Origin of the sequence: Aeromicrobium sp. UC242_57, from assembly GCF_044452305.1 — a bacterium.
In the GTDB taxonomy this organism is placed as follows: domain Bacteria; phylum Actinomycetota; class Actinomycetes; order Propionibacteriales; family Nocardioidaceae; genus Aeromicrobium.
Genome location: NZ_JBIOAM010000005.1, coordinates 980,951 through 995,440, shown reverse-complemented (window position 1 = coordinate 995,440; position 14,490 = coordinate 980,951). Strand labels below are relative to the sequence as shown.

The window sequence follows — 14,490 nt, the reverse complement described above, 5'->3', positions numbered from 1 at the left end:
GGTGCGGCCTCATGCGGACCTGTTGCGGGGTGCCACAGAGCTGCGGCGAAATCCCGCACACATCGATGGATTCTCGCGCCGTCGGGGCACGGCAGGCGAACAGTGACAAAGGCAGGCCTTCCGTCCCCAAGGAGCACACCGTGACCACGTCCCCCCGCACCCCCAGATCTCCGTGCCAGCCGGCACGCACGCCTCGGCCTCGCCTGGGCCGTCGCCGTGACGCTCACGCTGGCCCTCGTGCCCGGCGTGCTGCTCGCCGGGCCGGCCCAGGCAGCCGCCGACGATCCGCCCACCGTCGTCAGCCTGACGTTCGACGACGGGAACAGCGACCAGATGGCAGCCGCCGCGATCATGAAGGCCCACTCGATGCCCGGGACGTTCTACGTCAACTCCGGGTCGATCGGTCAGTCCGGCTTCCTCACTCGCGCCCAGCTCGACGCGCTCGCGGCGGACGGCCACGAGATCGGCGGTCACACGCTCAACCACACCGACCTGACGACCCTGCCCAATGACGAGGCCAAGCGGCAGATCTGTCTCGACCGAGCCAATTTGATCGACTGGGGCTTCGCCCCGCGGAGCTTCGCCTTCCCGTTCGCCATGACGTCGACCGCGATCGCCCAGCGTCCAGAGCTGCGGCTACAACAGCGCACGCAACCTGGGCGACATCGCGTCCCGGTTCGGCTGCGAGGACTGCGACAAGGCCGAGTCCGTCCCACCTGCCAATCCCTACGAGACCAAGGCTCTCGACCAGGTCGATGAGACCTGGACGTTGCAGGACTTCCAGGACGCCGTGACGAGTGCCGAGCAGGCCGGCGGCGGCTGGGTGCAGTTCACGTTCCACAACTTCTGCGGGGCCGTGTGCACCGAGCTGTCCGTCTCGGAGGCCGTGTTCACCCAGTTCCTCGACTGGCTCCAGCTGCGCGCAGCGTCCAACAACACAACGGTCAAGACAGTCGGCGACGTCGTCGGCGGGACGGTCAAGCCGGCCGTCGCGACGCCTGCGCCCACTCCCATCACCGATCCGAGCGGGCTGAACAACCCCGGCTTCGAGAGCCTCAACAGCAGCAATGCACCTATCTGCTGGCAGCAGGCCGGTTTCGGCACCAACACGCCGACGTACTCCACCGCGACGCCTGGTCGCACCGGTGCGCGGGCCGGGCAGGTCGCGCTGTCGGGCTATGCCGACGGTGACGCCAAGCTGATCCCGTCCCTGGACCTCGGCACCTGCTCGCCATCGGCCACCGCAGGCAAGTCCTACGTCCTGCGCAGCTGGTACACGTCAACCGCCAGCACGCAGTACGCCGTCTACCTGAGAACCACCGCAGGGGCCTGGGTCTACTGGACGTCGAGTCCCTACTTCGCCGCCTCGCCGACCTACAGCCAAGCCGTGTGGACGACTCCGGCGATCCCGGCCGGATACAACGGGATCAGCTTCGCGCTCAGCAACTTCGCCAACGGCACCCTGACGACCGACGACTACTCGATCTCAGCGACGGACGCCAAGCCCGTGACCTCGGCCGTCGTCACGCCGGCAGCACCCGACGGTGCCGCCAGCTGGTACATCTCGCGCCCGACGGTCGCACTCACGCTGGAGACCGGAGCAGAGACCGCCGTGCGCCAGTACTCGTTCGACGGCACGACCTGGACGAACTACACCGCACCGATCGAAGTTCCGGACGGCGCGCAGAGCCTGCGGTACCGGTCGAAGACGAGCGACACGATCATCGAGGACGCCAAGACCCTCGCGCTCAAGGTCGACACGACCAAGCCCGTCGTCACCCCCACGTTCGACAAGCCGACCCGCAAGGTCGACGCCACGGTCACCGACACGGCATCGGGCCAGGGCACGCTCGAGATGCGCGAAGGCACCGGACCGTGGGCGCCGTTCAGCGGACCCGTCACGATGGGTCCGGCCGGCACGACGCTGGAGTTCCGCGCGACGGACGTCGCCGGCAACGTCTCGGCGATCACGACCCTGGCCGTTCCGACCGCCCTCATCACCGCCGCAGCAGTTGCGCCGGCCAACCCCGACGGTGCGGCCGGCTGGTACACCTCACGGCCGAAGGTCACCCTGTCGCAGGTCAGCGGCACCCCGACGACGACGTGGGAGTACTCGTTCGACACCACGACGTGGACCCCGTACACGGGCCCGGTCGACGTGCCAGACGGGACCAGCACGTTGCGGTACCGGGCCGTCGACGGAGACGATGCCGAGACGCCGCAGACCTTGCCGTTCAAGGTCGACACCGGCAAGCCGACCGTGACACCCACCTTCGACAAGCCTGCGCGCACCGTCGACGCGACCGCGTCCGACTCCACCTCGGGCATCGCCTCGATCGAGCACCGGATCGACGGCGGCGACTGGGCGACGCACACCGACCCCATCGTCGTCGGCAATGCCGCGACGTCGATCGAGTTCCGTGCCACCGACCAGGCCGGGAACATCTCCCCGCTCAAGACCGTGGCGGTGCCGGCAGCGCTCATCACGTCGGCTGCCGTCTCACCGGAGGCTCCCGACGGGCTGGCGGGCTGGTACGTCAGCAAGCCGCAGATCACGTTGACGAAGGTCAGCGGAGCGGCGTCGGCGACCCAGGAGTACGCCGTCAACGGGGGCGCCTGGACCGCGTACGCGGGACCCTTCCAGCTCGGTGACGGCACCCCGACCCTCCGGTACCGGACGGTCAACGGTGACGACGTCGAGGTCGCCAACGCACGGGACTTCCTGGTCGACACCACCAAGCCCATCGTCGATCCTTCGTTCGACAAGGCGACTCGCACCGTGACGGCCGATGCCGCCGACAGCACCTCAGGCGTCGACCGGATCGACCAACGTCTCGCCGGCGGAACCTGGGAGCCCTACACGGGTGCCCGCGTCGTCGGCAACGACGGTGAGACGGTCGAGTTCCGGGCCGTCGACAAGGCCGGCAACGTCAGCGCCGCCAAGACCCTGGTCGTGCCGGACCGCCAGGCCACACCGACGGTCAAGGTCGCACTGAGCCCGTCGTCTACGACGTACGGCAAGGCGGTCGTCGCCACCGTGACGGTGCCCGTCCCGACCGGTTCGCCGGTGCCAACCGGCTCGGCGACCGTGAAGGTCGACGGCGTGGCGGTCAAGACCCTCGCACTGGCCGGCGGCAAGGCACGCGTGACTCTGGCCAGCACCCTCTCGGTCAAGAAGCACCAGGTCAGCGCGACGTATGCGGGCGACACCGAGACGAAGCCCGGAACCTCCGGCATCACGTCCCTGGTCGTCAAGAAGGCCAAGCCGACCGTGACGTTGAGACGCAGCTCGTCGAAGGCCAAGGCCGGCAAGACCCGCATCAAGGTCAGCACGCGGGTCTACGTCACAGGGACGAAGGTCAGGCCCAGCGGCCGAGTCTCCGTGCTGGCCAATGGCAAGGTCGTCAAGCGAGTGACGCTGAGTGCGAGCCGAGCGGGCCGGATCACGATCCGGCTGCCCAGGTTCTCCAAGAGCCGGACCGTCAAGGTGACCGTCAAGTTCGCCGGCTCGTCGACATTGACCTCGGCGACCAGCAAGAAAGAAGACACTGCGCATCGTGTCCTGACACCCCCAGAACCGCCGGTGGTCGACTTCCGAGAAGGTCGGCCACCGGCGCTCGTGCCGAGCTGGTCACGACTTGTTGGCGAAGACCCTCATCGTCAACGGACCGAACACCGCGACCAGCACGACCGACATGATCAGCACCGTCGTGATCGCCCCCGCCGTCGGGATTGCCGGCCATGAGGCTCCGCGAAGCGTCCACCAGGATCGTGACCGGGTTGACCTTGACGATGCTCTCGAGGACGTCGGGCATCGTGTCGGGCGACACGAAGACGTTCGACAGGAACGTCAGCGGGAACAGCACCATCATGCTGACGCCCATGACGGCGTTGGGCGTGCGGAGCTTGAACCCCAGCAACGTCCAGATCCAGCTCAGGCTGAAGCAGAAGATCAGCAGCAGCGCGACCGCCGCGACGACGCCGACGACGCCGCCCTCAGGCCGATAGCCCAGGATCAGGGTCATCACGATGATGATCGTCGAGGCCATCGTGTAGCGCAGCGTGTCACCCAGCAACGAGCCGACCAGCAAGGACGGACGCCACACCGGCAACGAGCGGATGCGGTCGAAGACGCCCTTCTCGATGTCGTTGTTGATCGTCATCGCGGTGTACATCGTGATCATCACGACGGTCTGCACCAAGATGCCCGGCGCGAGGTACGGCAGGTAGTCCTGCGGCGATCCGGCGATCGCGCCACCGAAGATGAACGTGAACATCAACGTGAACATGATGGGGAACATCGTCACGTCGAACAGCTGTTCCGGCACGTGCTTGATCTTGAGCAGAGCGCGCCAGCCGAACGTCAGCGACGACGAGATCGGGAGACGCTGCGGGCGGACGTGCGCCCGAGCCGAGCAGCTGCGGCGACCTTGACGTCCATGCGTGCCGTGTCGGTGCTCATGCGCTGACCTCCTGCTCGGTGATCTCACTGCTGTTTCCTGAACCGGCCGACGAGTCCTGCACGTGCTCACCGGTCAACGCCAGGAACACCTCGTCGAGACTCGGCTGACCGAGCGAGAAGTCGGACGTCTCGATGCCGTTGTCGCCGAGCAGCGCCAAGGCTGCCGGGACGGCCGACGGGTCGCCGACCCGCATGCTGAGTGCCGACGGGTCACCCTCGCGGACTGCGTCGGTTGCCAACCTGCTCTCGAGCAGGTTGATCGCGTCGTCGCGCCTGGTCGCATCGGCGACCCGCACGTGCAGCGCACCGCTGCCGACAGATGCCTTCAGCTCGCCGCTGGTTCCTTCGGCGATGACCTTGCCTCGGTCGATCACAGCGATCCGGTCGGCCAGCTGGTCGGCCTCGTCGAGGTACTGCGTCGTGAGCAGCACCGTCGTGCCGGCCGAGACCAGCGCACGGACGATCTCCCAGACCTGGTTGCGGCTGCGCGGGTCGAGTCCGGTCGTCGGCTCGTCGAGGAACGTCAGCCGGGGCGAACCACGATGCTGCCGGCGATGTCGATGCGCCTGCGCATGCCGCCGGAGTACTTCTTGACCTGCCGGTCGGCTGCATCGGTGAGCTCGAACGCGTCCAGCAGCTCGGCGGACCGTTCACGAGCCTGTGCCCAGCCGAAGCCGTAGAGCCTGGCCAGCATGACGAGGTTCTCGGTGCCGGTGAGGTCTTCGTCCAACGAGGCGAACTGGCCTGTCATCGCGACCTTGGAGCGGACCGTGGCCGCCTCGGCGACGACGTCATGCCCGAGAACCACGGCGTCTCCCGACGTCGGCTTCAGCAACGTCGCAAGCATCCTGATCGTGGTCGTCTTGCCGGCGCCGTTGGGGCCCAGCACCCCGTACACCCCGCCGCTGGGTATCTGCAGGTCCACGCCGTCGACGGCTCGGTTGTCGCCGAAGGCCTTGACCAGCTGATGGGTCTCGATCGCGAAGCTCCATGATGTCCCTCCTGTGGGCAAGACACCATCATCGAACGTCAACCCCTGTCGAGGTCAAGCGATCGCCGGTGGTCGGGCTCCGAAAAGGAGCCCGTCCACCGGCGATCGGTGCACTGCAGCTGGGGTCAGGCCGCAGGCGGCATGAGAACGCTGTCGATCAGGTAGACCGTGGCATTGGCGGTCTTGACGCCACCACAGATCACCTTGGCGCTCTTGTCGCCGACGGTGATGTCGTCGCCCGAGCCCTTGACGGTCAAGTCGGCACCGTTGACGGTCTTGAACGTTCCGTCGATGTCGGCAGGAGCGATCTGGCCGGGGATGACGTGGTAGGTCAGGATGCCCGAGAGCGTCGCGCCGCCCTTCTCCTCCGAGACGGTCTTGACTCCCGCGTCGCCGAGCTCCTTGAACAGCGCGTCGAAGGCGGTGTCGACCGGCGCGAAAGACCGTGAACTCGCCACCGTTGAGGGTGTCGACGAGGTCGACGTCGGGGTTGATCTGGCCCGAGACGGCCTTGACGAGGCTCTTCAGCAGCGGGTTGTTGCTGGCCGCGGTGGCGACCGGATCCTGCGACATCCCGCTGACCGAGCCGGCGCCGTCCGGGACGGCCTTGGCGTAGTCGGCGCAGCCTGCGCCCACCAGATCGGCAGCCGGATCGGCCGTCGAGTCGTCGGGGGCAGCCGTGGTGGCCTCGTCAGCGGGAGCGGCTTCTCCTTCGCTGTCGCTCGAACCGCAAGCAGCAGTGAAGAGGGACAGCGAGGCAACCGCGGCGACGGCGAAGCTCTGGTGGTTGTACGCATGGTGTTTCTCCTTGGTGGTTGGGTTTCGTGCGGTGGTGCGGTCGTACCTACTCGACGCGGAACTGGACGCTGTGCCAGCCGGTCGTCCCGTTCGGGCGGATCGATGCCCGGTCGGAAGTCTGTGTCTCGCCATCGCGGTTCGTGGCGCGGATCGTGACCTGGTGGGTCCCGGGAGTGGCGTCGTCCCACTGGTAGCTCCACTGGCGCCAGGTCTCTTGCGTGTCCTCGGCGCCGAGCTCGGCGTCGACCCAGTCGCCCTTGTCGATGCTGACCTCGACCTTCTCGATGCCGATGGTCTGCGCCCAGGCCACGCCACCGAAGCGGACCTTGTCCTGGGGGAAGGCCTGGAACGACTTGGGCACGTCGATGCGCGAGGAGAACTTGATCGGCGCGAGCGCCGTGTAGTCCCGGGTCGTCCAGTAGCCCTTGAAGTCGGAGAAGCGGGTGACCTCGATGTCGGTCAGCCACTTGGTGGCCGACACGAATCCGTACAGGCCGGGGATCACGAGGCGGGCCGGGAAGCCGTGGGCGAGCGGGAGGGGTTCACCGTTCATGCCGATTGCGACCATCGAGTTCCGGTCGTCGGTCACGGTCTCCAACGGGCTGCCGGCAGTCCACCGGTCGGCACTGGTCGACTTGATCGCGTCGGCGCCGGACTGCACGCCCGCCATCTCCAGCAGCGTCGCGGTGCGGACGCCGAGCCACAGCGCGTTGCCGACGTACGGTCCGCCGACCTCGTTGGAGACGCAGGTCAGGGTGACCCGGTGCTCCTCGAGCGGCATCTGCATGAGGTCGCGGTAGGTCAGGTTGAGCTCGGTGTCGACCATCCCGTGGATCCGCAGGTTCCAGCCCTCGGCCGGGACGTCGGGGATGCGAAGGGCGGTGTCGACGCGGTAGAAGTCGCGGTTGGGGGTGACGTACCTGCTGACTCCGCTGACGTCGACCTGCGCGCCGGCCGGGATTGCGGGGGCAGGTGTCGCGGCCTTCGGGAGTCGGATGCCGGCGCGTGATGCTGCGGCGGCGGCGTTGCCGTACAGGTTGGCGACCGTGCCGCCGATGAGGGCGAGCGCCGTGACCCCGAGAGATGCCTTGAGGAAGCCACGGCGCCCCAGTCCGAGCGGATGGGCGGCAGCTGCGGCTTCACGTTCACGCAGGTTCGCCAGCAGGAGGACGAGAGCCCCGAGACTCACCACGACCGTCAGGATCGACGGGATGAGCGTCAGGATGCGGCTCGCGGTGGTCGTCCGGTCGATCGCCGAGCACAGCACCGCGACGAAGCCGATCAGTCCGACGACTGCGATCGCGATCCGTGGCCGGGTGCGGCCGATGATGCCGGCGACGACTGCGAGCAGCGCCAGCGTGGCGACGACGCCACCGATCAGGATCGGCTTGTCGGCGGTACCGAACTGCTTGACCGCGAACTCCTTGAGGAAGGGCGGTGCGTAGTCGATCGCCCGGTTGCCGACGGACTCGATCGGAGAAGGGACGCCCTGCAGGAGGGCGGCCGCGCCAGTTCCGACGGCAACACCCGCCGCGGCGGAGAGGAAGCCCGCCAGGGCTCCCGCCCACCAGGGCGCTGTCTGAGGTGTTGCGGTGGTCGTGGTCACACCCCCAGTTCGCAACCCCGGGCCAGGGGGATTGGTCCAGGCCGAAATTTGTTTCGACGAGAGAATCGGGTTCTGTCCGCGATATCGCGGACAGAACCCGATTTCGTCGTCCCTCACCGGCCTGCAATGCGCCTACGCTGGACAGATGAGCACGCATCACGGAGTCAGCTTTCCGACCGAGAAGCTCGTCAGCGGCAGCACGCACGATCGTGGCCGATGCCCTGCGCAAGGCCGATCCGGTCGGCGCCCGAGCCGTCGAGAACGAGACCAACTGGCGACGGGGCTACCTGACGCATTTTCGCCGCGCGGTCGAGGCCGGTATCGGTGACCCGGCGGCCGCCCGCGCCGTGGCCGCAGACGGTCTGCGCAGCGCCCATCAGCTCACGCGGTTCGACGACATCGCGCTCGACGAGGCGATCGACACCGTCGCGCCGAGCCAGCGGCTGACCAGTCGGATCGTCGACGGCACCGCCGCACCAGAGACCGAGCTGACGATCCCGTACCGGGGCGAACGACTGAGCGGCCGGGCGTTGCTCGACCAGCTCGATGCCTGGGTCGAGCACGGCATCATCACCCAGTCGTGCTCCGAGGCCGTGCAGACCGTGCAGGACAACCCCGACTGGCTGCGCCTCGACGGCGACACCGTCGTGGTGCTCGGAGCGGGTGCCGAGATGGGGCCCTACCGTGCACTGCTGCGCTGGGGCGCCTCCGTCGTGGCCGTCGACCTGCCACGCTCGGGCATCCAGGAGCGGGTTCTCGAGGTGGCCGCCGACAGCGCCGGCACGACTCGCGTCCCCCAACGCGCCGAACCCGACGAGACCGACACCGGCGCCAACCTGCTGACCGAGCTTCCTGCCCTTGCCCACTGGCTCGGCAGCCTCGATGGGCGTCTCGTGCTCGGCAACTACTGCTATGCCGATGGCGGCACCCACGTCAGGCTCTCGATGGCGGCGGACGCGCTGGGCGCGCATCTGGTCGAGCAGCGCCCCGACACGGCGCTCGCCTTCCTGGCGACTCCCACGGACGCCTTCGCCACTCCGGCAGCAGAGGTCGAGCGCGCCAATGCCGCCTATGCGCGGCGTGGACCGTCCCGGATGCTGCGCACGCCGATGCGAGCCATCAGCGGCGGACGACTCCTGCAGCGCAACTACCCGCCGGGCGCCGATCCCGGTCTGTGCGATGCGCTCGTTCCACAGCAGGGTCCCAACTACGCCTTGGCCAAGCGCCTGCAGCGGTGGCGAGCCACGACTGCCCGCGCGAACGGGACCGCGGTCTCGCTCAACGTCGCCCCGGCGACCCGCACCCGATCCGTCGTCAAGAACAAGGCGCTGGCGGCGGCCTATGCCGGTTCGCATCGGTTCGGCGTCGAGATCTTCGACCCAGCCACCAGCAACACGCTGATGGCGGCGTTGCTCGCGTACGACCTGCGCGCTGGCGCTGCACCGCAGGCCGAGCCGTGGCAGGACGAGGCGGTCAATGCCGCCCACGGCGGCCTGTGGACCGCCGCCTACCACCCGCGCAGCGCACTGGGTCTTGCTGCCGTCCTCGGCATCGGCGCCCTGCGCGGCTGATCGTCCGACCCCGCTGATCCACCGCGCCCGCGGGGTCAGTCGACGAAGGTCACGGCGGCGTCGATCGGCGCACGCCGCGACATGAACTGCGCCGAGGGATGCGCCGGATCGGGGTTCCCGAACGAGATGCCGCAGACGACGCGGCGACTGTCCGGCAGGTCAAGGAACTCCCGTACCGCCGGAGTCGCCTGGGCGATCGCGGCCTGCGCGCACGTCCCGAGACCCAGGGCCTCGGCGGCGAGCATGAACGAGTTGACGTACAGGCCGCAGTCGATCGCCCCATAGACACCAAGATCGGCGTCGGTCGTGATGATCGCGACGTGCGGAGCCCCGAAGAACTCGAAGTTGCGCAGCATCTGCATCGCCGAGCCGTTGCGATCGCCGCGTTCGACGCCGACTGCCTCGTACAGCTGCCAGCCGACCTCCTTGCGGCGTTCGTCGTAGACGCCTGTGTATGCGTCCGGAAATGGGAAGTCTGACGGGGCAGGCTGGCCGAAGGTCGCCATGACGTTCTCGACCAAGGCCTTCGAGAGCCTGCTCTGCGCCTCACCCGAGACGATGTGGACCTGCCATGGCTGGGTGTTGCACCACGATGCGGTGTGCTGAGCCGCATCGAGCACCTGCTCGATGGTGTCACGTGCAACCTCGTCAGGCAGGTAGCCGCGGCAGCTTCGTCGATCGGTCAGCAGCCGCTGGATCGTCGAAAAATCACTCATCTGTTCTCCTCAGCGTCCGGTGAATCTCGGTGCGCGCTTGTGCACGAATGCCGTCGTGCCCTCGGTGAAGTCTTCGGTGTCGAACAAGGCGACCTGGAGGTCCCGTTCGAGGTCGAGCGCATAGTCGAGACGGTCGAGCGTCGCTGCGGCGATGGCCTGCTTGGTCGCTCGGAGGGCAACAGCCGCGCCGGTCGAGAGCTGTCTCACGACACGGTCGACCTCGGCCGAGAACTCGTCGTCTGCCACGGCGCGGTAGATCAAACCAGCTTGGGCTGCATCTCCGGCCGGCAACCGCTCCCCGAGCATGGCCATCGCCGTGGCGCGGGCGCGGCCGATCGAGGCCGCGACGACCGCCGTCGTCCCGCCGTCCGGCATCAGGCCGATGTTGGTGAACGGGAGCAGGAAGTACGCCGACTGGGCGGCGATCGTGATGTCGGCCGCCAGCGCCACCGAGCATCCGAAGCCGGCTGCGGGTCCGTTCACCGCAGCAACGACCGGCACCGGGCTGGCGACGATCGCGCGGATCAGGGCGTTCGCGCGATCCATCGGCTCGGTCCCCTCGATCGCCTCGTCGAGCCGGGCTCCGGTGCTGAACGCCCTCCCGTTGCCAGCGAAGACGATGACGCGGGTTGACGCCACCGCGTTCTCGACCGCTTCGGTCGCGGCGATCACCATCTCACCGGTCAGACCGTTGAGCCGGCCGGGATCGTTCCACGTGATCGTCAGGACGTCATCGACGGTCTCGACGAGCAGAGATTCAGGCATGGGTGCCTCCTAGGTTCCAGCAGGCTATTGCACGGGGTCGAACGGGCGAGGATGCTGGGCAGAAATGCGACCTCGCAGCACATCCGCACAGGAGCCTCCATGACCAGTCACATCACCGTCACCCCGTTTCTCTGGTTCGACGACAACGCCGACGCGGCAGTCCAGCGATATCTCGACGTCTTCGACACGACTGCGCTGCTGAACGAGCAACGTCACCCTGACGGCTCCCTGTTCATCGCCGAGATCAGCCTGCAGGGCCAGCGGCTCACGTTGATGAACGGCGGACCGATGTTCCAGCTCAACGACGCGTTCTCGCTGTCGGTCAGCGTCGAGACGCAGGAAGAGATCGACACGATCAGCGATGCGCTGATCGCCGGCGGGGGCGAGCAACGTCCATGCGGATGGCTGGTCGACGCCTTCGGCCTGAGCTGGCAGGTCGTCCCGACCACGCTGGGGCGGCTGTCCGCAGATCCCGATCGTGAAGCGGCCGGCCGCGCGCAGGCAGCCATGATGCAGATGAAGCGGCTCAGCATCCAGGGCTTGCAGGCGGCGTTCGACGATGCGGAATGAGGCTGTTGTACCCCTACGCGCTGTGGGTGCGGAGACTCCATAGGTCGCCATTCGGGCGTGGAAGTCACGCCGACTAATCGGCCATCGTGCCACTTGTCCACAGGGGTGTGGATGGCTGGGGTTGCAGCACAAATGGGTGTCTGTGGTCGCGTCTAGCGTGGAAACATGTTCGAGGACGTGGCCGCTGCTGACCTGCTGGGACGGGTGCGCGCGTTCGATTTCGACGACGTGCCAGGTCATAAGACCGGCTACGCGCGGATCGAGGCACTCAAGGCCCTCGACGTGGCAGTGCGGGCGGCGCAGGCCGAGCAGATCCGTCAGATCTGGGCACTTCATCGCGAGCGGGTCCAGCTGATCGGGTTGGGACAGGGCGATCCGACCTTGTCGGTGATCGGTGAGATCTCGATGGCCCGCAACATAGGTCCTACCGCAGCAGCGAACCAGGTCACGTTGGCCATGGGCCTGCAGCACCTCCCTGGGGTGTTCAACCTGCTCGCCAACGGGACGATCTGCGAGGCCACCGCCCGGGCAGTCGTCGCTGAGACAAGTTCACTAGGGGTGGACGACCTGGTACTGGCCGATGGGGTGCTGGCCGAGAAGATCCCGGGCATGACGACCGGTGAAGCCAGACGGGCCGCAGCACGCACCGTGATCAGCATCGACGCCGACGCAGCCCGGATCCGAGCCACCCGCAACCGGCAAGACCAACGAGTCACCTTGTGCACCGAACCCGACGCGGTGGCCACCATGATCGTGCGAGGCCCAGCCGAGCAGCTGGTCGCCGCCCACAAGAGCCTCGACCAGTGGGCCAACGGCCTGCGTGCCACCGGCGACCCACGCACTCGCGGGCAGATCATGTTCCAGACCCTGGTCGAGCGAGTCACCGGCCAGGCCCGCGCCGATCACTGCAGCGTCGAGATCAACCTAGTCATGGACGCCGACACGCTGCTCGGCGACGGCGACACGCCGGTCGACCTCGATGGCTACGGTCCCATCGCACCCGATGTCGCCGACGACATCATCGCCAGATCCCACACAGCCAGCGTCCGACGGTTGCTGGTCGACCCGGTCGATGGCAGCCTGCTGGTCCGAGAAAGCCGACGCCGCCACTTCGATGCACCCACCAGAGCCCACATCCGCACCCGCGATCGCCGCTGCCGCCAACCCGGCTGCGACCTGACAATCCGCGACACCGACCACATCGAAGACTTCCAGCACGGCGGCCAGTCCACCGCCAACAACGGCCAAGGACTCTGCAAACGATCACACACCCTGAAACATCTACCTGGGTGGTCAGTCACCGGCGACGGGAAGACCACCACCTGGAAGACCCCCACCGGCCACACCTACCAATCCAGACCCCCACCCGTCCTCAGGCAATAGCGCGACCCCGAATGACTAGTTCGAACGGATCAATTCTCTCAGTACGTGCGTGAAATACCCCAAAGTCGCGACCTTCCCTCGTACCGTCGAAGGTGAGGGAAGGATGAGCCGGGATGAGCGTGTACCTGTTCGACATGAGCGGGCAGCCGGTTGCGTTCCGGCGCACCTGGACCGACACCCACATCTTCGACCTCGACGGCCACTGGGTCGGCTGGTTTCCCTGGGACGACAATGACGCTGTCGACCCGAACGGCGCCTATCTTGGCACCGTCGTCGACGACCGGCTGGTGCGACGCAACGACTGGCAGGCGCGGCCCTGCGTCATGACGCCGACCTCCCCCGGCACGGTGAGCCCGACAGGCCAACCAACTACGCCCCACTACTTCCCGAACTGCTTCGCCTACCAGGACGTCCGGATCCACCACCACGCCTGACCCAGCCGCCTAGACTGGGCCGATGGATCATTCACCGCTGTGGGTACCGACCGGTGAGCTGATCCTCGGCGCATTGGCGACGGTCACCTATGCGGCATTCCTGCTAGCGATCGCCGCGACAGCTTACCGCAGGAGCCGCTGCTTGAGCGAGTACCCCGTGTGGCAGAGCGTGCTGATCGCGGTGCTGGCCGCATCCTTTCCAGGGATCTGGCTGGTGGCGTCGTTCGTGAACCGCGACCGCCTTCGGGATGAGTGGCACCGCTACAACTCGCGTCGCGAGACACCTCACCTCGCGCCCACGGGCTGAGATCTCAGACGTCGTTGATCTGCGTCTCGGCGTGGGTGCCGAGTGCCACGGTGCGGCTGACGGTGCAGAGACGCTCCTCGGCCTTGCGGATCGCATCGGGCAACAGAGCCCGGGCGGCGTCGCCGGCCTCGCCTGATGGAAAGGCCACGTCGAAGGCCATCAGGATGTCGACCAGGTGGCTGCCGTGCTCGTCGCGGACCTTGTCGGCGCGGGTGCGGACGTTGAACGTCTCTGGTTCGGCGCGGCGTGAGATCAGCGGATCGACCGTGATCGCGGTGCATCCGGCCAGTGCTGCGAGCAGCAGCTCCACCGGGGTGAAGTCGGCGTCGGAGCCGTCGCCGATCTCGATCGAGGTGCCGCGCACGTTCGTGACGCGGTAGCGCGAGGCACCGATACGGGCGATGTCGACGGTGCGCTCGGAGTCGGAACTCATGGTCAGTGCCTCTCGCGCGGCGCCAGCCCGAGCTTCTCGGCGGCCTGGTCGTACAGGTTCACGACTTCACGTCGGATGTCGGCGCGTTCGACGACCGGCCCGGGCCACGGGATCGTCACGGTGCGGCTCTCCTCACCCACGGCGGCCTCCCAGGTGGAGATCTCGCCGTCGAACCCGGTCATGATCGCGCTGCTGGCGTCGGGCTCCGCGAAGGCTCGGACGATGACCAGGTTGTCGTCGGTGTGATCGCCGTTCATGTGACCGAGGACGGCCTCGACCACGTCGGCGGAGAAGGTTGTTGTCATGGTCTGACGCTATCGCCTGGCGACTACCGCCGGGTCACGGCGATGAACAGATCGCTCGCCGCATCGACCAGCTCGTCGCGTCCAAGGTCGATGTCTCCGTCGAGCCAGGCTCCGACCAGCTCGGCGATCCCGGCGGCCAGCACGAGGCC

The 14,490-nt window shown here is 67.5% G+C and carries 16 protein-coding genes and 1 pseudogene; 8 read left to right on the top strand and 9 right to left on the bottom strand.

Annotated elements, in window-relative coordinates; translation table 11 throughout:
- The first annotated feature begins 216 nt into the window (after positions 1–216).
- Positions 217–759: a polysaccharide deacetylase family protein gene (locus tag ACHMWU_RS27815; RefSeq protein WP_396048733.1), complete on the top strand. Its 543-nt coding sequence runs from the start codon at positions 217–219 to the stop codon at positions 757–759.
- 1,096 nt (positions 760–1,855) lie between these two features.
- Positions 1,856–3,241, top strand: a pseudogene (locus ACHMWU_RS27810) (OmpL47-type beta-barrel domain-containing protein); the annotation flags it as partial.
- 253 nt (positions 3,242–3,494) lie between these two features.
- On the opposite strand, the gene ACHMWU_RS27805 reads toward ACHMWU_RS27810, so the two are convergent.
- The 4 genes from ACHMWU_RS27805 to ACHMWU_RS27790 form a co-directional block, all read right to left on the bottom strand.
- A complete protein-coding gene (locus ACHMWU_RS27805; protein WP_396048732.1) occupies positions 3,495–4,328 on the bottom strand; it encodes an ABC transporter permease in 834 nt (277 codons plus the stop codon).
- A 130-nt stretch (positions 4,329–4,458) separates the two neighbouring features.
- Entirely contained in the window at positions 4,459–4,893 is a 435-nt protein-coding gene (locus ACHMWU_RS27800) for a DUF4162 domain-containing protein (protein ID WP_396048731.1), read from the bottom strand.
- A 92-nt stretch (positions 4,894–4,985) separates the two neighbouring features.
- Positions 4,986–5,495, bottom strand: coding sequence for an ATP-binding cassette domain-containing protein (locus ACHMWU_RS27795; protein WP_396048730.1), 510 nt, complete (start codon positions 5,493–5,495; stop codon positions 4,986–4,988).
- Between the two features lie 83 nt (positions 5,496–5,578).
- On the bottom strand, positions 5,579–5,911 hold the full coding sequence (locus ACHMWU_RS27790; protein WP_396048729.1) for a fasciclin domain-containing protein: 333 nt from the start codon (positions 5,909–5,911) through the stop codon (positions 5,579–5,581).
- 32 nt (positions 5,912–5,943) lie between these two features.
- Here ACHMWU_RS27790 and ACHMWU_RS27785 point away from each other — a divergent pair, with 32 nt between their 5' ends.
- Positions 5,944–6,069 carry a hypothetical protein gene (locus ACHMWU_RS27785; protein ID WP_396048728.1) on the top strand — a complete coding sequence of 42 codons (126 nt, stop codon included), beginning with the start codon at positions 5,944–5,946 and terminating at the stop codon, positions 6,067–6,069.
- Between the two features lie 228 nt (positions 6,070–6,297).
- On the opposite strand, the gene ACHMWU_RS27780 is transcribed toward ACHMWU_RS27785, so the two are convergent.
- Positions 6,298–7,857 carry a molybdopterin-dependent oxidoreductase gene (locus tag ACHMWU_RS27780; RefSeq protein ID WP_396048727.1) on the bottom strand — a complete coding sequence of 520 codons (1,560 nt, stop codon included), beginning with the start codon at positions 7,855–7,857 and terminating at the stop codon, positions 6,298–6,300.
- Between the two features lie 209 nt (positions 7,858–8,066).
- Between ACHMWU_RS27780 and ACHMWU_RS27775 the strand changes: the two genes are divergently transcribed.
- Entirely contained in the window at positions 8,067–9,428 is a 1,362-nt protein-coding gene (locus ACHMWU_RS27775; protein WP_396048726.1) for a hypothetical protein, read from the top strand.
- A gap of 35 nt (positions 9,429–9,463) precedes the next feature.
- On the opposite strand, the gene ACHMWU_RS27770 is transcribed toward ACHMWU_RS27775, so the two are convergent.
- Both ACHMWU_RS27770 and ACHMWU_RS27765 read right to left on the bottom strand, forming a co-directional pair.
- Entirely contained in the window at positions 9,464–10,144 is a 681-nt protein-coding gene (locus tag ACHMWU_RS27770; protein ID WP_396048725.1) for a nitroreductase, read from the bottom strand.
- Between the two features lie 9 nt (positions 10,145–10,153).
- The gene (locus ACHMWU_RS27765) at positions 10,154–10,909 is read right to left on the bottom strand and encodes an enoyl-CoA hydratase-related protein (RefSeq protein ID WP_396048724.1); all 756 of its coding nucleotides are present in this window, start codon (positions 10,907–10,909) and stop codon (positions 10,154–10,156) included.
- A gap of 99 nt (positions 10,910–11,008) precedes the next feature.
- Here ACHMWU_RS27765 and ACHMWU_RS27760 point away from each other — a divergent pair, with 99 nt between their 5' ends.
- The 4 genes from ACHMWU_RS27760 (at position 11,009) to ACHMWU_RS27745 (ending at position 13,603) form a co-directional block, all read left to right on the top strand.
- Entirely contained in the window at positions 11,009–11,479 is a 471-nt protein-coding gene (locus tag ACHMWU_RS27760; protein ID WP_396048722.1) for a VOC family protein, read from the top strand.
- Between the two features lie 165 nt (positions 11,480–11,644).
- Positions 11,645–12,862, top strand: coding sequence for an HNH endonuclease (locus ACHMWU_RS27755; protein ID WP_396048721.1), 1,218 nt, complete (start codon positions 11,645–11,647; stop codon positions 12,860–12,862).
- A 113-nt stretch (positions 12,863–12,975) separates the two neighbouring features.
- Entirely contained in the window at positions 12,976–13,296 is a 321-nt protein-coding gene (locus ACHMWU_RS27750) for a 4-fold beta flower protein (RefSeq protein ID WP_396048720.1), read from the top strand.
- Positions 13,297–13,318: 22 nt separating this feature from the next.
- Complete coding sequence (locus ACHMWU_RS27745; RefSeq protein ID WP_396048719.1) at positions 13,319–13,603, top strand: hypothetical protein; 285 nt, start codon at positions 13,319–13,321, stop codon at positions 13,601–13,603.
- A gap of 4 nt (positions 13,604–13,607) precedes the next feature.
- On the opposite strand, the gene ACHMWU_RS27740 is transcribed toward ACHMWU_RS27745, so the two are convergent.
- On the bottom strand, positions 13,608–14,036 hold the full coding sequence (locus ACHMWU_RS27740) for an OsmC family protein (protein WP_396048718.1): 429 nt from the start codon (positions 14,034–14,036) through the stop codon (positions 13,608–13,610).
- A 2-nt stretch (positions 14,037–14,038) separates the two neighbouring features.
- Positions 14,039–14,341, bottom strand: a complete 303-nt coding sequence (locus ACHMWU_RS27735; protein ID WP_396048717.1) for a DUF2470 domain-containing protein — start codon at positions 14,339–14,341, stop codon at positions 14,039–14,041.
- Between the last annotated feature and the right edge of the window lie 149 nt (positions 14,342–14,490).